The following is a 19982-nucleotide window of genomic DNA, read 5'->3' as shown; positions in this document are numbered from 1 at the left end:
TGCTGAGCACGTTTGAGCGAGCGGCTTGGCAAGCCAACTTGACAGTATCATAGTGCATCGCTGGTGGAGGAAGGTGAATGGATCAACCATGGCGTTCTTGGCAATTTCGAGCTGTGGTGAGCTGCCTATGGGCACCCGCTGCTGCCTTAGTTATGGCTCAACCTGCTTTGGCCAGCCGCCTCCAATTTTGGCGACTCAACCCTGCCACTAATCAACTGGAGATTCGCACAGAGCGCGCTGTGCAACCTCGTGCTGAGTTGGTCTATAACCCGACCCGTCTTGTCATTGACTTGCCCGGCGTAGTTCTCGGTAGCCCCCAGATTAGTCAAAACTACAGTGGTGCCATTCGCCAAGTGCGAGTTGCCCAGTTTGACCCCCAGACCACACGGATTGTGGTGGAATATGCGGCCGGTTTTACGATTGACCCGCAGCAGGTGCGCTTTCGCGGCATAACCGCCAATAACTGGCTGGTGCAACTGCCCCCACCCCAGCAGCAAACAGTATCACTACCGACGCCAACGCCACCGTCTCCTCCTTCCACTCCTTCAGTAACGCCCACAGGTTCACTGCAAATCCGCAGTTGGCGTGCCGATGCCACCGGTTTTTTAGTTTTGACCGATCGCCCCCTGCCCGAAGGAAGTTACACCATTCGCCGCCCTCGGCGCGATCGCATTGAAATTCTCCTCAGCAATAGTGAACTGATTCGCAACTTTAGTCCTCGGCGCTTGGAACTGCGCCGCTTTGGTCGCGATCGCGTCCGTGCAGAAATGCGTGCCCAAGGCAATCGCCAAGTCCAAATTACCCTCGACATTGACCCTCAAGATGCCGATTGGCAAGTGACGCCCCGTAATGATGGCTTTGTGATTGTGCCTTCAACTACGGCAATTACACCCCCACCTCCCCCGCCACCGCTGCCGCGCCCTAGTGTGATTCCTCCCGCCAGCGCTCAAACACCCCTGACCACGATTCAACGCATTGATTTGGGGGGACGAGAGTTACTGATTCAGGGCGATCGCACCCTTTTCTATAACGTGGGTTGGGAGGGCAATCGCTATCGCATTCGCCTACGGCAAGCCCAGTTGGACAGTAATCTGCGCGAACCCCGCCTTGTCACCGGCAGTCCCCTGAGCAATATTGAATTTCGCCAAGAGGATAATCAAACGGTCTCGATTCTTCTGACGCCAGCACCCAATTTTCGCATCCTTGGCCCCCGTCCCCTATCGGCTGAAGCCTTTGTTGTCCAACTTCAAGGGGCAAATGATCCTCCTAGGAGTACGCCCACCCCAATTGATGTCCCCCCCACAGCCACAACTCAACCCCCCAGTCAACCCCTTCCCCGTGGCCGTTTTGTCGTCGTCATTGATCCCGGACATGGCGGACGGGATCCGGGGGCGGTTGGCATTGGCGGCATTCGCGAAAAGGATATTGTGCTAGATATTGGCCTGCAAGTGGCTCAATTTTTACAGCAGCAAGGGGTGCAGGTGATTATGACCCGCACCAGCGATATTGATTTAGACTTGGCTCCCCGTGTGGCCATTGCGGAACGGGCACGGGCAAATGCCTTTGTGAGTATTCACGCCAATGCGATTAGTATGGCTCGCCCCGATGTGAATGGCTTGGAAACCTACTTTGCCCCTGGACGCTCCAGTCGCCTAGCGGCTGCCATTCACAATAGTATTCTCAGTTCCTTGAACATTCGCGATCGCGGAGTACGCTCGGCGCGATTTTATGTGATCCGTAACACCTCAATGGATTCTACCCTTGTGGAGACAGGGTTTGTCACCGGCGCCGAGGATGCTGCCAACTTCCAGAATCCGGCGTGGCGAACGCAGATGGCGCGGGCGATCGCCCAAGGCATTTTGAACTTTTTGAGTGGAAGATGATGGAGCTGACGGGAGTCGAACCCGTGTCCGCCCTAGCTATTCATCGACTGCTCATTCACAGGTTTAGCCTTTCTGACCCTCAGGCGGGGACTGTTCCTTATCCCGAACAGTAGGATGCTCTGGTCAAGTCTTTGCTAAACAGCCCACCAGAGAGAACTGTCTAGCGCATCCGTTGGGGTTAACCCGCTGCCCTTAACGGAGTCGGACAACGAGTGCTCGAACCTGTATAGAGGTCTTAGGCTACCGCAGCAGCTTTACGAGCGAAAGGAACGATGTTGTTCGCAGTTACTTTTGGTTTGGACTCTGGATTAACGAGAGATAGCCCACTCTCGACCTGCCTCACAGTCCAACTTTCACTAGGACGTCGAAGCCGTTTCAGCCCCTTGTATAGAGCTACTCCTAAGCTAGCGTATTTTTTTGGAGTTGACAACGGCTAATTATTCGAGCGATCGCCGGCCAATGGTTCGCGGTTTAGGACGCGGCGCCGGATTGGCCATCGCCACCATGCGATCCAACTGTTTATGCTTGTCAAAATAGGCTTGCCACAGAGCCGGCGCATCCAATGTCTCACCACCATGGGCAGTCAAGCGTTGCCGCACGCGACAGAGCACGGGGGTGTTCACACAGGCACCGGCAATAATCACTTGACCCTTGCTGAGGGCAGGCAGTTCTTTGAGGAGATCTCGACCGGCGGCCTCGACGCCATGCTTAAGGCTCTCTTGATCGACGGGGTTGACAATCCGCAGCATGAACTGGCTCATACACTGGGAAAGCACATCGCTATCGAGTTTGCCGGGACGCTGGGTAATCAGTCCCACCCCAAGGCCAAATTTGCGGCCTTCGCTGAGAATGGTGCGCAGCACCCGCTTACATTGGGAAGGTTCATGGGCAGGGGCAAAGCGGTGCGCCTCTTCAATCAAGATAAACACCGGGTAGGGTAGGTACTGCTCATCCCCCTCAGACACGCGGCCTTTGTGGGTGTTGATGCGGGCATGGTTGGTTTGGCGCAAAATCGCCGTGGCAACCACCTGCTGCTCCTCAAGGGGAATCTCATTCATTTGCAGGATGGTCACTTGGCCGGGGGCAAATAACTCTCGTGGTGGCAAATGTTCATAGGCATGGAAATAGTCGGAGCGTTGCATTTTTTCCAGTTTCCAAGCCAAGGCATCGGCAGAGGATCCCTGCTTGACATTGCCCTCTTCGTCTTCAACGCGATCCACGGCATAGACCGCCGTAATTAAGTCCTGCGTACTCCAATGGCCATTTTTGTGGAGGCGGCGCACTTCATCGTGGGCTTTTTTGAGAATGGCCTGCTGGCGATCGCTCATTTGCGGGAGCAGTGTCAGAATATCGTGAAACTCGAGGGAGGAGACGCGAATTTTTACATTTTCTGGGGTAATGATCTTCACTTGGGGTTGATAGCCATCCGCCCCTTGAAAAGCGGGATGTCCCCTCAGGTGCGCCAGCGTGTGGTATTCCCCATGGGGGTCGAGGATCAGCACCGCGGCGCGATTTTTCGGCGACAGCAATTCCTCCACCAATACCCCTGCGGTATAGGATTTGCCGGAACCTGTGCCAGCAAGGATGGCCACGTGGGTGCTGACTAGTTCCTTGACATCAAGAGCAATGGGGACAGCGCCTTCCTGCCGCAACAACAGTGAACCGATATGGGCAGCCCCCGGCTCCTCTGGCTTTTTCTTATTGAGGACGTGCCGCAGCAGCGCATCGTCAGCCAAATAGACCTTGGCACCGGGCAGGGGCAGTCGCCGCAAATTATTGAAGCCAAAAACCGAATGAAATTCCCCCATCACTTCTACGGTTATTTCGTAGAGTTCCGCCGGTTCACAGGTAAAACCAATCAGGGCAGCCACTGCACCGGGATTGAGTTCATGATCGGCAAACATGCGATCCGGCAGATGCTCAATCAGACGGCAGCCGCTAATCTTGCCGAGGACTTGGTGAACCGTCTCGGTGTGAGAATTCAATGAGACATTTGGGCGATCGCTGAACTCATAATAGACAAATTCACCAATGCGCACGGGCTGAGCATCGGCGGTAATAAAGACGTACTCGCTACCGCTGTCACCGGGGCCTTTGACAATGCCGACAATGTGGCGAGAAGAAGGGTGGCTACTGTTCATCGCACAGGACGGGTACCCCAAAGAGAGTCAAGAGAGCTAATGTCGTTAACCTCAATCCTACGCGATTTTCCAATTAAGAGCCTGACGGCGCCTATTCTTCTAGAACGGGCGGGGGACCACTAGGGGCAGGAATTAAAAAGGCAACAATGGCACCGAGGGCAAAACCAGCCACATTACGGAGAACGGGTAGCCATTCTTGGGTGCGTACCAATACTGGCCCTAAACCAAAAGCAAAGAAAAGCATGCCCCACAGCGGTGAAAAAAGAAGAATCCATGTCCAAGCCACTTTTTGATCAGCCCGGCGGGGACGCGCCACAAAGCCCAAAATGATGCCGCCAAAGATGGAGGTGGCAAGGGTGAGAAGCCATTGCTCTTGGGGTAATCCTGGGACAGCGCGGCAGCCCCCTTGGGCGAGGCAGGTTTCAATGGCTTGGAGAGATTGCAGGATGGCTTGGTCTTCGCCGTTGTCGCGGACAAAGTATTGATTACCAAAGCGGGTTTGCAACTCAACCCAAAAGGTGCGCTGGAGCACTCGGTAGGCGGTGTCGCCAACATTAAAGTTCAAGAGATTGCCCCCGCGGGTATCGGCCACCAAGAGAATACTGCGATCGTCCAAGTTCCAAAAATCTCGCACTGCGAGGCCGGGGGTGCGATCGTACTGGGTGAGAACCCGTAATTTCCAGCCGGTCTGGGCTTCAAACTCTGCTAGCTCGCTGTCAAGGCGTTCCTTTTGCACAGGAGTGAGGATTTGGGCTAGGTCAATAACGTTGGTCGGTTCTGCCGGCAACAATTCAGGATTATTGAAGCTGTGGGCAGGCGCGATCGCTCCCAACCAACAGAGGCTGACCAGCACCATCACTAAACCAATTTGGCGAAACCAGCGGCGGAATTGCTGAAGCATCGTAATAAAAATTTACAAATAGGGCATCTTTTTTAATTATCTTAAGGGTATGCTGCGAAACATTGCAATCAGCGCTGCCGTCTTCTCAGACAATATGCAGCTTTTGTTAAACTCGCCCTATCCTGCGCATCCCGTTGTTATACTGCAAGTCTAAATACTTAACCCGTTCTCCCTGTTTCATCAGTCACTCCTCACCTGCGATGCCCTACTCTCCTCAACTACTGCACTATCTTGAACAGGAGCTGGCACTCCCCCCAGAGAGCATTGCAATGGCGGTGCGTCAATGGCAACAGCAGCGGGGATCGCTGCCGATTATTCTTTGGCAGTATGGCTTCATTACCTTGGAGCAGCTAGATCGGATTTTTGAGTGGCTGGATCAAACGCGAGGCGATCGCCTGCCTAAGGCTCCATAAGTCGCAAACTAAGTATTCGACAACAATCCTCGGTGCCGTAGTAGAGGTTCAGTGATCGGCTCACGACCGCGGAAGGCTTTGAAGATCTCCATCGGAGGTTGGCTACCGCCAAGGGCAAGTACGGTTTCGCGATAGCGTCGTCCCATTTCAGCAACGGCTTGCTCATTCTCTAGGCCAACTTCTTCAAAGGCAGCAAAGGCATCGGCACTGAGCACTTCTGCCCACAGATAGCTGTAATAACCCGCTGCGTAGCCACCGGCAAAAATGTGGCCAAAGCTACAGAGAAACGCATCCTCTGGTAGAGGGGGCAAAATTGTTGTCGTCTGGGCTATGCGATCGCGCACCTGTTGGGGTGTTTCCCCCTGACCCGGTCGATAGCGGTGGTGCAGTTCCAAATCCAACAAACTAAAGTGCAACTGGCGCAAGAGAGCACTGCCAGCGCGATAGGTTCGGGCGGCAACCAGTTTTTCGTAGTAATGTTCTGGCAGCGGTTCCCCAGTTTCATAGTGGCACGCCATGCCAAAAAGGGTCGGCCGATGGTAGCACCAATTTTCCATAAATTGGCTAGGGAGTTCAACCGCATCCCACTCCACATTGTTAATCCCTGCTGCGCCCGCTTCATCGACCCGCGTCAGCATGTGGTGCAGGCCATGACCAAATTCGTGGAAGAGGGTTTCCACTTCGCTAAAGGTCATTAGGCTGGGCTTGCCATCCACTGGCGGGGTTTGATTGCAGACAAGATAGGTAACGGGCAAGCGGGTGCGCCATTCCCCCTGAATGCGATATTTGGCGCGGCCAAGGCAATCGTCCATCCATGCGCCACCCCGTTTTTCCGCAGGACGGCTGTAGGGGTCAAGGTAAAAGTGGGCGATCGTCAGATTGTTTTCATCAAGGATGGCAAAAAAGCGCACATCAGGATGCCAAACGGGCACTTGCCCATCCGCAGGCACCACCGTCACGCCAAACAGTCGCTTCACTAGCCCAAATAAGCCCTCAAGCACTTGGGGCAAAGGAAAATAGGGACGCAGTTCCTCATCATTGAAGTCAAAGAGCGCCTTCCGCTGCCGTTCTGCCCAATAGACAATGTCCCAGTGCTGAAGATCATTCGCTTCGGATGCCCCTTGAGCGGCGGCAAAGGCTTTGAGTTCTTCGAGTTCCCGCGCAGCCGCACTATAGCTAACTTGACGCAGCTCTTCTAGGAGTTTTTCCACACTGGCCACACTGTCGGCCATTTTGCTCGCAAGACTGAGTTCCGCATAGGTATTAAACCCAAGGAGCTGTGCCTCTTCCACCCGTAGGGCAAGGATGCGCTCTAGGATGGGGCGGTTATCCCATTCGCCACTGCTGGCACGGGAAACGTAGGCGCGATAGAGTTGTTCCCGCAGATCCCGCCGTTGGCTGTGCTGCATAAAGGGGCCATAGCTGGGAAAGTCGAGGGTAATGTGCCATGGACCTGTTTCGGGTGTAGCATTCTCAATACCATCTTGGCGAGCCGTTTGGGCAGCGAGAGCGAGGAGGCTGGGGGGGAGTCCTGCCACTTCATCGGGTTGCGTGAGCTTGAGGCGAAAAGCCTTGGTGGCATCCAAAAGGTTGTTGGCAAACTGGGTGGATAGCTCGGCTAATTCCAGTTGAATGGCATTGAAGCGCTCCTTGGCAGCCCCCGTTAGACTCACACCACTGTGTTCGGCATTGCGAATGGCAGCTTCGACAATGCGTTTGCGAGCAGGGGAAAAGGTTTGGAATTCAGGACTGGCAGCAAGGGTCTTAAAGCCTTCATAGAGGGGGCGGGATTGTCCCAACCGGGTGTAGAACTCGACCACTTGAGGTTGGACGGCTTCGTAGGCTTGGCGCAGTTCGGGACTGTTTTTGACCCCGGTTAGATGGCTAACTATGCCCCACGTCCAACCGAGGCGATCGCTCAAACGTTCAAGGGGTTCCACCAACCCCTCCCATGTGGGGGTGAAGGATTGCTCAAGGGTCTCTAATTCTTGGGTGAGTTCCTGCAACAGTTGGCGCACGGCTGGCTCAACATGGCTCACCTGAATCTGGTCAAAGGGGGGAAAGCCATCGCCCCGCAAAAGCGGATTATCGGTCTGAGGGGAGGTCGCAATAACCATGGGTATCCTATCTAACTGCGATTTGACTGCTGACGCGCTTGGGCGATCGCCTGCTTTAACTGTGCTAATGCCAATTCTAACCGCGCTTCAGGAGCCACGGGAATCAACCCTTGGGCCGTCATTTCGTGGATCTCAAAATGGAGGTGGGGTCCCGTGGAGTTGCCTGTACTACCCACAAGGCCAATGACATCCCCTTGCTTGACCCACTGACCGGAATTGACAAAGCGCTGTGAAAGGTGGGCATAGAGGGTTTGGTGTTGCGCTGGTGGGTGCTGCAAAATCACGGTGAGGCCATAGCCCCCTAGCCAGTTGGACTCAACCACGCGGCCATCAAAAACCGCCAGCACCGGTGTGCCTTCAGGAGCGCCCAAATCCGTGCCCGAATGGAAGCGGCGATCGCCAAAAATGGGATGGATGCGCCAGCCAAAGGTTGAGGTAATGGGCACCGGAAAAGGCAAGGGAAAGAGCATTTGACCATTGTTGACTTTCAGCCAACGCAAGGGATTGGCTCCCGGAAAGGGCTGGCGTACATAGGCCGGCGCAGCCGCTGGGGCAGATGACACAAAACTTCTTGGCTTTGCAGCAACCACAGGGCGATGGGAGACTGGAGCAGACGGTTGGCGGGCGGCAGGGGTGACGGGGGGTTGTTGAGTACCTTGGGCTTGACAAATGTTATTAGGAATGCCTTCGCTAACGATCGCTTGACAGCCTGTAGAGCGCTCTTGGATCACCACGGGGATGGAGCGGGCGGGCTTCAGGTTTTCGAGGGGTTCACTGCCGGGGGGTGGATCCACCGGTTCTGTGGAGAAAACAAGGGGGTCACTTTCAACCGGTTGGACAGGATTCACCAAAAGAGGGGCAGCCGCTGCAGGCGCTTCTGCTTCGATAGGCGCCGTTTCTGCAAGACTCTGGCGAGTAGCTAAGCCTGTTGCCAATAGCCCCACAGTTAGCCCAAAGGCGATAACGCGCTGCTCCATCATGATTAATCTCACCACACGCATTCCTTCAAATTCTAGGCGCAACCTTGGGGAATGACAATCTTCTAGCGGGCAAGGGGCTAGCGATCGCGAATCTTCATGTAGGTTTGAATGACCTTGACCACCATTGGCCCCGCGACGGAAGCGCCACCGCCGCCAGAGTTTTCAGCAAAGGCAACAACAACAATTTCCGGTTTATCTGCAGGGGCATAGGCGCCAAACCAAGTATGGTGAGGGCGAGGTGGATCTTCCCCCGTACCACTTTTGCCAGCGATCGCCACCTCAGGAACATTCAGGGCAGCCCCTGTGCCGCTCGTCACCACTTGGCGTAGGCCTTGACGCAAGACTTGAATGGTAGAGGGCTTTAGGTTCAGGGATTGCCGCCAGCGATGGGGATTGTCGGAAGCAATGAGGTGCGGACGCACTTTGTAACCCCCATTCGCAGGTACTGCAAACATGACCGCGGCTTGAAGCGGACTCACCTGCAAGGCTCCTTGGCCAATCGACGTAATCAAAGAGTCGCCATCATACCACCCCTCGCCAAAGGTTTCCTGCTTCCACTGAGGCGTTGGCACAAATCCGGGGGCTTCGCCGGGTAAGTCAATACCCGTTTTCGACCCCATACCAAAGCGATGGGCCCAATGAATGAGGGTTTCAGGTCCAATGCGTCGTGCCACTTGGCCAAAAAAGGTGTTACTACTCCACGCCATGGCACCGGCAAAGCCCAGAGGGCCAAAGCCCGCCCGGTTCCAATCGTGGAAGGCAAAGCCCCCTGTGTAGAGGGCAGGATATGTCATTAGTACGGTATCGGGGCTGAACTTCCCCGACTCCAAGCCGGCCACCGTTGTCACGATTTTGAACGTACTGGCGGGAGGAAAGCCCTGAAGGGCACGGTTAACAAAGGGAAACTGCCGCCGTTGCAGTTCCTCCCACTGAGCTTGGGTCATGCGGCGGGCAAACCAGTTGGGATCAAAGGCGGGGTAACTGGCCAGAGCCAGAATTGCGCCATCACGGGGATCCATGGCCACGATCGCCCCCGGTCGACTCCCTAGGGCTGCTTCCGCCGCTTTTTGCAAGTCTAAATCCACTGAAAGCGTAATGTCATTGCCGGGTCGCGCCACCTTTTGCCCCAGAATGCGGATCACTTTGCCTTGGCCATCCACCTCCACCTGCTGACCGCCCCAAGTTCCCCGCAGCACCTGTTCATAGCTGGCCTCCACGCCCATTTTGCCCATGACATCGCCAAGACGGTAACCCTGATCTCGACGAGCCGCTAGTTCTTCCTCATTCAGTTCACCGATGTAGCCAATGATGTGGGCAGCAGTTTCGCCGTGGGGATAAAAGCGGATGGCTTCGCGGTCAATTTCCACCCCCGTCAGGAAATTGCGGTGTTCTTCAAGGGCAACAATTTGGGCTTGGCTAATCCCTTGGGCAATGCGAATCAGAGAGGGAGAATTGACACCCGCTTGCTTCACCCGCGCTTCGATCTCACTGGCAGGGATATTGAGCACCCGCGAGAGAATTTTCACGGTTCGCGGCCATTCGGGCTTTTTGGCTGCAAGGGGCCAGAGAAATACCGAGTAGGAAAATTTATTTCCCGCCAGAATCCGCCCTTTGCGATCCAGAATTTTTCCTCGCTCTGGGGGCTTGGGAATGAGGCGAATGCGGTTTTCATCAGCCATTTGGCGGTTGCGATCGCCTTCAACAATTTGCAGGTAGGCCAAGCGACTCCCAATGCCCCCCAGCAAAAACAATGTCATGAGTGAGAGCAGCACCAAGACCCGACCCTGTTTGCCAACCCCGCGATCGTAGGCTTGGTAGGTCAGGGGACGAGAAGGGGGCGTTTTCAGCATTGCCATAGGTGGGAGGAGTTGAGGACTAAATCTATATCAATTGCCACTGTATCAGATGCGTTGAGACAGGCGTTCAAGAATTCCGATAACCTAGAAGAAGTCTTGAGTATTGCAGTATATTGCGGGTTCATGAGGCGATCGCGCTCCCGTCCCCAAGTCCAAGCCCCCAGTCAAAATCTGGACTCGTTCCTCGATGTCCTCACCAATACGGTGGGGGTGATGATCTTTGTCTGCCTCTTTGCTAGCTTGACGGCGGCAGTGTCCCCTGCTCTGGTACGTACACCCATTGCCCGCGAAACCCGCAAGCAGGTGTATTTCTTTGAGTGTCGTGAAAATCGCGCCCTGCCCCTTGAGGAGGATCAAGCCAGTGAGGCGATTGATCGCCATCTCAGACGGCTCAGTGAAAACCCCTTTGCGGATTCCCGCCAAATTCAGCAACAACTGGAATCCTTTCGCCACCGTACCCGCTATTACGATGTGCGTCTGAGTCTAGGGCGCAGCCAAGGGCAACCCATTTTACAGACCCTCTTTGAACCCCGCGATCGCAGCGGTGGTGAATCCTTTAGCACGCTGGAAAAACCTTCGTCCAACTTTCGCCGTACCCTTGATCGCCTCTCCCCCAGCCGGCATTCCCTCGTCTTCTTTGTGCGTCCCGATAGCTTTGATTGTTTTCGCGCAGCCCGTGCCATTGCTTGGCGCAGTGGCTTTGATGTGGGTTGGGAACCGATGGCGGAGGGGCGTGCCATTATCTTTGTCAGTGGCGGTGGTCGCCGTGTTACTGTGCAGTAGCCCCAAGGAGGCATAATGCTGGCAAAACGAATTTTGCCCTGTTTAGATGTGAAGGCAGGTCGCGTCGTCAAGGGCGTGAACTTTGTCAACCTGCGAGATGCTGGAGATCCCGTAGAACTGGCTCAAGCCTACAATGCAGCGGGTGCCGATGAGCTAGTGTTTTTGGATATTACGGCCACCCATGAAGAGCGCAACATCATTATTGATGTCGTCTATCGCACAGCGGATCAAGTGTTTATTCCCCTGACGGTGGGGGGCGGCATTCAGTCTCTGACGATGATCAAAGACCTCCTGCGGGCAGGAGCAGACAAAGTCAGCCTGAACTCGGCAGCAGTGCGGCAACCAGATCTGGTGAATCAGGCGAGCGATCGCTTTGGTGCCCAGTGTATTGTTGTTGCCATTGATGCGCGTCGCGAACCCCATTGTGATCCTGACCAACCCCGTTGGCAAGTCTATGTCCGTGGTGGCCGCGAAGCCACAGGGTTAGATGCCGTGGAGTGGGCTGTGGAAGTTGCTAAGCGCGGGGCAGGGGAACTATTGGTGACGAGTATGGATGCCGATGGCACCCAAGCGGGCTATGATTTAGCGCTGACGCGGGCGATCGCCGAACGAGTCGAAATTCCCGTCATTGCCTCCGGGGGGGCGGGCACCTGTGAGCATATTCGCGCTGCTCTTGTGGAAGGGAAAGCCGAAGCGGCACTCCTTGCTTCACTCTTGCACTATGGCCAACTGACGATCGCCCAAATTAAGGACTATTTGCATCAGCATCAAGTGCCCGTGCGCCAAGAAGAACCCCTCCCTTGCCGATAAGCGAAGAGAGGGGCAGAGCCTCAACTTAGACAATTAGCTAGAACGGCCACGTCCAGTGGCTAAACTCCGGCTTGTCCACACCGTACTCGTAGGCATAGTTGCGGGCTTCAATTTGCATGTTGCGGAATTTCTCCTTGGCATGGGCACCCGCTACTTGAAGAGCCGGCAGACGATCAATGGCATCGATCGCCAGACTAAAGCGATCAATCTCATTATTAATGGCCAACTCAAGGGGCGTATTGATATTGCCCTTTTCCTTGTAGCCGCGCACGTGCAAATTACGGTGATTGTGGCGGCGGTAGGTGAGACGGTGGATCAACCAAGGGTAGCCATGGAAGTTAAAGATAATCGGGCGATCGAGGGTAAAGAGACTATCAAAGTCGCGATCGCTGAGGCCGTGGGGGTGTTCGGTTTCCGGTTGCAGCTTAAACAGATCCACCACGTTAATGTAGCGAATCTTCAGCTCTGGGAACTCCTGCCGCAGCAAGGCAACCGCTGCCAATGCCTCTTGGGTGGGAATATCCCCGGCACTTGCCATCACCAGATCGGGTTCTTGGCCTTGATCATTGCTGGCCCAATCCCAAATGCCGACTCCCTTGGTGCAGTGGATAATCGCCTGATCCATCCTCAGGTACTGCAAGTGCAACTGCTTGTCGGAAACAATCACATTCACATAATTTTTGCTCCGCAGGCAGTGATCTGCCACCGACAGCAGTGAATTCACATCAGGAGGTAAGTAAATGCGCGTAACCTTGGCACTCTTGTTGCAGACAATATCCAAAAATCCCGGATCTTGGTGGGTGAAGCCATTGTGATCCTGCCGCCACACCGTGGACGTAATCAGTAGGTTCAACGAGGCCACATCCGCCCGCCACGACAGCTCATTGCAAATGCTCAACCACTTGGCGTGTTGGTTAAACATCGAGTCAATCACATGGACGAAGGACTCATAGGTGGAGAAGAACCCATGGCGCCCCGTCAGCAGGTAGCCTTCCAGCATCCCCTCCATGGTGTGCTCGCTGAGCATTTCAATGACGCGACCATTGGGGGACAATTCACCGCCATCGGCATCCTCTTCAAAGTACTCGGCAATCCAAAACTTCTTACTGGCCTCGTAAACAGCATTGAGTTTGTTCGAGGTATTTTCATCGGGACCAAAGATGCGGAAATTCGTCATGTTATTGCGCATCACATCCCGCAGAAAGACGCCGAGGTGACGGGTGTTTTCCACCTCAATTTGGCCGGGTTTGTCAAATGTAATGCCATATTCACGAAAGTCTGGCATTTTCAGGTCTTTGCGCAACAGACCCCCGTTGGCGTGGGGATTCATGCCCATACGGTAGTTGCCCGTCGGCGCTAAAGCCTTGAGTTCGGGGCGGAAGGTGCCATTGTCATCAAAGAGTTCTTCGGGGCGGTAGCTACGCAGCCAGTTTTCCAGCAGCTTTAGATTGTTGGGGTTGGTGTGAACATCAGCTAAGGGAACTTGGTGTGCTCGCCAAGAACCTTCTACCTTGTGACCATTGACTTCGGCAGGGCCTGTCCACCCCTTGGGCGTGCGCAGAATAATCATCGGCCAACGGGGTAAAGTCGTCACGCCCTCCTCACGGGCGGCTCGCTGAATCTCCTTAATTTTAGTGACGCAATAATCGAGGGTGGCCGCCATTGCTTGGTGCATCGAGGGGCGATCGGAGCCTTCAACAAAGCAGGGTTCGTACCCTAGACCGCGGAAGTAGCTTTCCAAATCTTGGTGGGGAATGCGTGCCAAAATCGTTGGGTTGTTAATCTTGTAGCCATTCAAGTTCAAAATGGGCAAGACTGCCCCATCCCGCGCTGGGTTCAAGAACTTATTGATGTGCCATGAGGTGGCCAAAGGTCCCGTTTCGGCTTCGCCATCACCCACAACCGCGGCCACAATCAAATCAGGGTTATCAAAGGCAGCGCCACAGGCATGGGAGAGGACATAACCCAGTTCTCCCCCTTCATGGATCGATCCGGGGGTTTCGGGGGTGCAATGGCTACCAATACCCCCAGGGAAGGAAAATTGCTTAAAGAATTTTTTTAGCCCTTGGGCATCTTCACTGATATTGGGATAGATCTCGGTGTAACTGCCCTCCAAATAGACGGGAGCCAATACACCCGGCGCCCCATGGCCAGGCCCCGCCAAAAAAATCACTTCCTGTTGATATTTTTTAATAATCCGGTTCAGGTGCAGATAGCAAAAGGCCAGACCCGGACTCGATCCCCAGTGACCAAGGAGGCGCTTTTTAATGTGTTCGGGCTTCAGGGGTTCTTTGAGCAGGGGATTATCCAGTAAATAGATCATGCCCACTGCCAGATAGTTACAGGCGCGGAAGAAGGCATCCATGGCCTCAACTTCACTGGCACTCAGGGGCTGTCCCTGAATCGTGGCGCGAGCTGGCCCAAAGGCATGAATATCATCGGTGAGTTGGGTGGGACGGGGAGGAGAGCTTACCATACAGGATCCTCGTCAAGTCGGCATGAGTATTTAGAAAACAGAAAATCCACCTCGATCCATCGATCAAGGTTCAACGGCATTCAAAGGCGTTCAAAAGCGTCCAGAGGTTACCCAAAGCATGTGTGATGAAGACACATCCTAAACCGCCGTCTTTAACTTATAGCCCCATCCTAAGGTGCTCAAAAGGGATGGCCAGCAAATGCGCTAGATTTTTTAATATGAATGCGTTGAATTTGCCAGTTCGGCTGTGACAATCCTTAAAAGTTAGGGCGCTAGTTCTGCGGGCAGGGGCAGACGAAAGAGGTGACAGGCATTGAGGGTCGTTTGCCGTTCTAAGTCCAAGAGGTCACACTGTCGCAGACGGGCGACGGCTTCGGCCACAAAGCGCACATAGCTGGGTTCATTACGTTTTTCACCCCGCTTGGGTACAGGAGCAAGGAAGGGGCAATCCGTCTCAACCAGCAGGCGATCGCTGGGAACTATTTGTGCTGAGGCGTGAATTTGTTTGGCGTTCTTAAACGTGACGGTGCCGCTAAAGCTAATGTAGAAACCCAAGTCAAGGAACCATTCTGTCTCTTCGGGGGTACCGCCCCAGCAGTGCATCACCCCTTGTACTTGCCCGCGATCGCGAATAAACTGTTGAAGCAAATCCCGTGCGGCAGCAGCAGCCTCCCGACAGTGAACGATGACCGGCAAATTCAGTGTGTGGGCGACCTCTAACTGTGCCCAAAAGGCTGCTTCCTGTTGCTCGCGGTTGGTGGCTTTGTAAAAATCTAAACCCGTTTCGCCAATGGCAACCACCTTGGGATCGCTGGCGGCAAGGCTGGCAATTTTCTCCTTGAGATCGGGCTGCCATTGTTCGGTATCCAAGGGATGGAGACCCACTGCCATAAACAGCTCTGGAAACCGCGCTGCAAGGCTCTGGATGGTGGGAAATTCACCGGGTTCGACACAGGAATGAACGAGCCGCACCACTCCCGCTGATCGCCAGCGCTCAGCTACTGATTCCAGATCGGGTGCGTACTCTGGAAAGTTGAGATGGACGTGGGTATCCACCAACATGGGGATTAGGCAGCGGGTTGCAAGGTCTTATTCAGGATTCGGGTTAGCCGTGCTTTACGCCGAGCGCCAGTGTTGCGATGGAGAACGCCACGCTTAACGGCTTTGTCAATTTTGCTAAAGGCCAAGTTGAGTCGCCGCTGGACTTCCGCCAAGTTTTCCGGCGTGGGGTCGGCGCTGTACTGACTAATGGCATTCAAGTAGTTTTTAATTAGCGTCCGCACTGCCGAGCGATAGGCTTTGTTGCGAAGACGGTTGCGCTCAGCAATTTGGGCACGTTTAGCGGCAGATTTGATGTTAGCCACAGGTCACCTGATGATCAATCACACGTTAAGAACAAATAATCATTATAACCGTTGACGGAGCGATCGCAAGATCTTGGCTGCCAGCATTGCCGCCCCAAAGCCATTGTCAATATTGACGACACCAATGCCGGGAGCACAGGAGTTGAGCATTGTCAGCAGCGCCGCCAAACCGCCAAAGTTCGCGCCATAACCAATACTGGTGGGCACCGCAATCACGGGCACTGAGACCAGCCCCGCCACCACACTGGGGAGTGCCCCCTCCATCCCCGCAACCACGATCAGCACGGCCATCTCCTCCAGGCGATCGCGGACACTCAACAGCCGATGAATCCCCGCCACCCCCACATCCCAAAACCGCTCAACGCCAAATCCTGAGAGCTGCAACGTCACTGCTGCCTCTTCAGCCACGGGCAGATCCGCTGTACCCGCACAGACCAAGCCCACCTGAAGGGGAAACTGAGGGGGCAAAATGGGGGCTGTACTGCAAATCCGTGCTTTTTCAAAATAGTGCAGTCCCCCGACGCGCGATCGCACGGCCTCAAACACCTCTGGAGAAATCCGCGTCGCCATCACACAGGGATAGTGGGGACGCATCCGCTCCAAAATCTCGGCAATCTGCTGCGGGGTTTTGCCGGGTCCCCAAATCACCTCTGGAAAGCCGGTGCGCTGCTGCCGCTGGTGATCAATGCGCGCAAAATCACCGATAGGCTCGTAGGAAAGGTGTTGCAGTTGGCGATAGGCGGTTTCTACGCTCAGTTGCCCTTGGGCGATCGCCGTTAAAATTTGCCGCAGTGAATCGGGCATTTAGCCTCCAATTCCCAAGCGACCCGCCAGCCCCGGCGCCATCGGGATCAGGGTGGCTGCCATCAAGAACAACAGCAGCAGACCAAGACCCGCACGGGTATCATCAGGTTCGGTGATCTCATCGAGACTGGGCTGATCCACATCTCGCTGCAACAGCAGGATCACCAACGCCCAATACAAGGCCAAGGGGTTGACGATCGCCACCAAGCCCAACACCACAAGCGTAATAATTGTGAGTCGTTTGGCGGTTTTCGTACCGTAAATGGCTTGAATAATCCGCCCGCCATCCAGTTGCCCTGCCGGCATCAAATTCAAGGCAGTCATGATCAACCCCAGCCAGCCCAGAATGACGAGGGGATGTACCATCACTACCTCGCTTTGCAGTTGTGACCCCAAAAAGAGCTTGGCAATCGTCCCCACCAAAATTGATCCTTGGAAAAAGAGGGTCGGCACCTCTAACCCTTGACTCGTGGGCGAGAGGACAAGGCCAATGGCCAACAGCAGCAGCGAAACACTACCGGCGGCGATCGCCCCCGCGGCACCAATGTCAAAGAGTTGACTGCGGTTTCTCAAGAAGGACTCTAGCCGAGTCATTGCCCCAAAGGTACCCAACTGCCACGCTGGCAAAAAGATGGGCGGCCCCAAGCGTGCCTGATAGCGTTTCGCCATGAACCAGTGGCCAAGTTCCCGCACAGCAGCAATTCCAAAGAGTCCAAGGGCAAAAGGGAGGGATCGCTGAAAGAGGCCAGTGGTGGGATTCCCTAGTAAACTAAACCCCTGCAAAATGGCACTGGTCTCCAAACAGGTTCCGAGGGTGGCCACCGCCAAGAAAACCGCTGCTAGCTTCTGGAGATTGCCAGAGCGAATCGGTTCGGTCGTCATGGGCAAAATCACAACCATGGGCTTGCCGTCACTATTGGGTACCATAAAGAGGCGATAGCGACTGGGCAAGGCGGCCTGTAGGCGCTCGGTGAGTTGCTGATGCACTACTTTGGCCTCTCCCCGCAGATTCCCTGGGCAGATCACACCCCCTTTGTAGGGAATGTAGTCGGTGGCAAAGTAGGTATCAACGCTAAAGATGCTTTGAATGGCTTGCAAATCTTCAGCAGGGAGGCTGGGTTTTTCGGCAGGCGGCGCGGGAGAAGTCTGTTCGGTGGTGGCTTGCTCCAGTTCAGAACGGCCAGAGGGGGCAGAGGGCAAGGGAAGTTCTGCGGTGGCCGCTAGCGATCGCAACCAACGGCCAAGGGCAACATAGGCCACGATCGAGACCACCAGCCCAAAGAGCACGGCAGCAAAGTTGATCACAATCCCAAAGCTGAGGCTGCCAAAAACCACTAGCCAAGGGAGCATGAGAACCAAGGTTTGCAGCCAAGCCACAATCCCCAGCTTGCCGTAGGGCAGGTTGCGGTACAGTCCCCAAGCCAGTAGGGCGATCGCTCCCGCCAATAAGCCTACCGTAATAATCATGCGTTACCTCCCACGTCTGCAAACGTTAGCGCGTGGCCATAGTTGTCAGTTGGGTGAGCACTTGACTGGCACGCTCCGTAAATTGCTGCATACCATTGGCATCAAAGGCCCGCTGTGACATCAAGGCCAAATCGTAGATATACTGACACAGCTTCTCCACCAATGCACCCGTTTCCGAGGGGCCGCTGGTTTGAATAATCGTTCCTTGGTTGAGGCTGAGGAGATTTTGCACCAAGGGATGAGCGGTATTGACAACAAGGGTATGCTCCTCAGGCAACTGGACATTGGGTTGCTGCTGCATCATCGCCATCATTTCCTGCATCCGCCGACTGGTTTCGGGCAACAGGATTATTGCCGGTGGTGCATCGGCTTTGAGGGCTTCAGGGCGAATCGTCAGTTTCGGCTTTTTCAGCACGGATTCAAAGAGAGCCTTGATCTGCTCACTGCGGGTTTTGTTGGTGGCTGGGTCAATGATTTCGCTCTCTTTGCTCTTGTCAATCAGGGTTTCATCGAGTTCAGCATCCACCCGCAGGAACTTGACATCGCGGTAGTTCTGCTCCAGCCACGGCACAAAGTGGGTATCAATGAAACTGTCCATAAAGAGGACTTCAATCCCTTGGCTCTTGAGAAGCTGCACGTACGTGGCTTGGTTCACCTCATCGGTGCAGTAATAGACGCGATTGCCTTGGCGCTCTTTGTTGCGCTCTAAGTACTCCTTCAGGGTTGTGTAGGTTTTGCCATCGACGTGAATGCCCCCCTCACTGGCCCAGACATCCTCACTTTCTTTAGAGGTCAGTTCAGCGGTGGTGCGGTAGATGAGAATGTCCTCCACCTGCTTTTTGAACTTTTCGTCATTGATCGAGCCGAATTTGACAAAGGTGCCCAAGTCTTGCCAAGAGCGCACATAGGCCGCCGGGTCTTCGCGGTACAGCTCCTTCAGGCGATCGCCCACCTTTTTGGCAATGTAGTCGGCAATTTTGCGCACCGTGCGATCATTTTGCAGGAAACTGCGGGACACATTCAGGGGAATGTCGCTACTGTCAATGACCCCTCGCAAAGGCAACAAGAAGCGAGGAATGATCTCTTCGCAGTTATCGCTGACAAAAACCTGATTGCAGTAGAGCTTAATTTGCCCCTTGGTGACGTCAATATCGGGGCGCAGCTTGGGAAAGTAGAGAATGCCATTGACCACAAAGGGATAGTCGGTATTGAGGTGAACCCAGAGCAGAGGGTCTTCTTGGAAGGGATAGAGATAGCGATAAAACTCTAGGTAGTCCTCTTTGCTGAGGCTATTGGGGGAACTCTTCCAAGGGGCAATTTGCTTATTGATTTGCTCGCCTTCGAGCTTGATGGGCACAGGCAAGAAGTCACAGTACTTGCGGATGAGTTCACGGATGCGCCCCGGCTCTAGATACTCCAATTCACTGTCTTGGAGCGTGAGGGTCACGGTTGTACCCACAGTAGTGCGCTGGCCATCGGAGAGGGTAAATTCGGTCGAACCATCACAGATCCAATGCACCGAGACGGCACCTTCGCGGTAGGAGAGGGTATCAATTTCCACCCGTTCTGAGACCATGAAGGCGGAGTAAAAACCAAGGCCAAAGTGACCAATGATTGCGTCTTCCCCTTCGCCTTTGTATTTTTGAACAAATTCCTCGGCACTGGAGAAGGCCACTTGGGTAATATACTTTTTCACTTCCTCAGCGGTCATGCCAATGCCATTGTCGGCGATCGCCAGCTTTTTATTCTCCTTGTCAATTGTGATCGTGACTTCGGGGTGATCCACATCGCCGCTATATTCCCCAGAGCGAGCCACCATCCGCAGCTTTTGGATGGCATCCACGGCATTGGAGACCAGTTCCCGCAGGAAAATCTCATGATCGGAGTAGAGCCACTTTTTAATAATTGGAAAAATGTTCTCAGTGTGGATTGAAATGGTTCCCTGTTCCAACATGATGCTTCCCGTGAGTGTATTCTTGGTCAGACA

Annotated in this window: 15 protein-coding genes and 1 other RNA gene; 4 read left to right on the top strand and 12 right to left on the bottom strand. The window is 54.5% G+C overall.

Going from position 1 to position 19982, the window contains the following annotated elements:
* Positions 1 to 77 precede the first annotated feature (77 nt).
* Entirely contained in the window at positions 78 to 1883 is a 1806-nt protein-coding gene (locus NBE99_RS00420) for an N-acetylmuramoyl-L-alanine amidase (RefSeq protein ID WP_250682567.1), read from the top strand.
* On the opposite strand, the gene ssrA is transcribed toward NBE99_RS00420, so the two are convergent.
* The 3 genes from ssrA to NBE99_RS00405 form a co-directional block, all read right to left on the bottom strand.
* Positions 1881 to 2266, bottom strand: a transfer-messenger RNA (tmRNA) gene (ssrA, locus tag NBE99_RS00415). The two genes, NBE99_RS00420 and ssrA, sit on opposite strands and share 3 nt — an antisense overlap.
* A 54-nt stretch (positions 2267 to 2320) precedes the next feature.
* The gene (locus NBE99_RS00410) at positions 2321 to 4024 is read right to left on the bottom strand and encodes a helicase HerA domain-containing protein (RefSeq protein ID WP_250682566.1); all 1704 of its coding nucleotides are present in this window, start codon (positions 4022 to 4024) and stop codon (positions 2321 to 2323) included.
* A gap of 91 nt (positions 4025 to 4115) precedes the next feature.
* Positions 4116 to 4925 (bottom strand): TPM domain-containing protein, encoded by an 810-nt coding sequence (locus NBE99_RS00405; protein ID WP_250682565.1) that lies wholly within the window; start codon positions 4923 to 4925, stop codon positions 4116 to 4118.
* A gap of 200 nt (positions 4926 to 5125) precedes the next feature.
* Here NBE99_RS00405 and NBE99_RS00400 point away from each other — a divergent pair, with 200 nt between their 5' ends.
* Positions 5126 to 5338: a DUF2949 domain-containing protein gene (locus NBE99_RS00400; protein WP_250682564.1), complete on the top strand. Its 213-nt coding sequence runs from the start codon at positions 5126 to 5128 to the stop codon at positions 5336 to 5338.
* An 8-nt stretch (positions 5339 to 5346) separates the two neighbouring features.
* Here NBE99_RS00400 and NBE99_RS00395 read toward each other — a convergent pair whose 3' ends face one another.
* From NBE99_RS00395 to mrdA, 3 genes are all read right to left on the bottom strand, one after another.
* A complete protein-coding gene (locus NBE99_RS00395; RefSeq protein WP_250682563.1) occupies positions 5347 to 7455 on the bottom strand; it encodes a M3 family metallopeptidase in 2109 nt (702 codons plus the stop codon).
* A gap of 11 nt (positions 7456 to 7466) precedes the next feature.
* Complete coding sequence (locus tag NBE99_RS00390; protein WP_250682562.1) at positions 7467 to 8435, bottom strand: M23 family metallopeptidase; 969 nt, start codon at positions 8433 to 8435, stop codon at positions 7467 to 7469.
* Positions 8436 to 8512: 77 nt separating this feature from the next.
* Positions 8513 to 10291, bottom strand: a complete 1779-nt coding sequence (gene mrdA, locus NBE99_RS00385; protein ID WP_250682561.1) for a penicillin-binding protein 2 — start codon at positions 10289 to 10291, stop codon at positions 8513 to 8515.
* 123 nt (positions 10292 to 10414) lie between these two features.
* Here mrdA and NBE99_RS00380 point away from each other — a divergent pair, with 123 nt between their 5' ends.
* Positions 10415 to 11074, top strand: coding sequence for a hypothetical protein (locus tag NBE99_RS00380; protein ID WP_250682560.1), 660 nt, complete (start codon positions 10415 to 10417; stop codon positions 11072 to 11074).
* A gap of 15 nt (positions 11075 to 11089) precedes the next feature.
* Positions 11090 to 11884 (top strand): imidazole glycerol phosphate synthase subunit HisF, encoded by a 795-nt coding sequence (gene hisF, locus NBE99_RS00375; protein WP_250682559.1) that lies wholly within the window; start codon positions 11090 to 11092, stop codon positions 11882 to 11884.
* Between the two features lie 37 nt (positions 11885 to 11921).
* Here hisF and NBE99_RS00370 read toward each other — a convergent pair whose 3' ends face one another.
* From NBE99_RS00370 to htpG, 6 genes are all read right to left on the bottom strand, one after another.
* Positions 11922 to 14360: a phosphoketolase gene (locus NBE99_RS00370; RefSeq protein WP_250682558.1), complete on the bottom strand. Its 2439-nt coding sequence runs from the start codon at positions 14358 to 14360 to the stop codon at positions 11922 to 11924.
* Between the two features lie 264 nt (positions 14361 to 14624).
* On the bottom strand, positions 14625 to 15422 hold the full coding sequence (locus NBE99_RS00365; RefSeq protein WP_250682557.1) for a TatD family hydrolase: 798 nt from the start codon (positions 15420 to 15422) through the stop codon (positions 14625 to 14627).
* 5 nt (positions 15423 to 15427) lie between these two features.
* Positions 15428 to 15724: a 30S ribosomal protein S20 gene (gene rpsT / locus NBE99_RS00360; protein WP_250682556.1), complete on the bottom strand. Its 297-nt coding sequence runs from the start codon at positions 15722 to 15724 to the stop codon at positions 15428 to 15430.
* A gap of 42 nt (positions 15725 to 15766) precedes the next feature.
* Positions 15767 to 16528: a nickel pincer cofactor biosynthesis protein LarB gene (larB, locus tag NBE99_RS00355; protein ID WP_250682555.1), complete on the bottom strand. Its 762-nt coding sequence runs from the start codon at positions 16526 to 16528 to the stop codon at positions 15767 to 15769.
* On the bottom strand, positions 16529 to 17995 hold the full coding sequence (locus tag NBE99_RS00350; RefSeq protein WP_250682554.1) for a site-2 protease family protein: 1467 nt from the start codon (positions 17993 to 17995) through the stop codon (positions 16529 to 16531). It lies immediately after the preceding gene.
* A 25-nt stretch (positions 17996 to 18020) separates the two neighbouring features.
* Positions 18021 to 19949, bottom strand: coding sequence for a molecular chaperone HtpG (htpG, locus tag NBE99_RS00345; protein WP_250682553.1), 1929 nt, complete (start codon positions 19947 to 19949; stop codon positions 18021 to 18023).
* Between the last annotated feature and the right edge of the window lie 33 nt (positions 19950 to 19982).

It is taken from the genome of Thermosynechococcus sp. HN-54, assembly GCF_023650955.1.
Classification (GTDB): domain Bacteria; phylum Cyanobacteriota; class Cyanobacteriia; order Thermosynechococcales; family Thermosynechococcaceae; genus Thermosynechococcus.
This window is presented reverse-complemented; position numbering and strand designations above follow the sequence as displayed.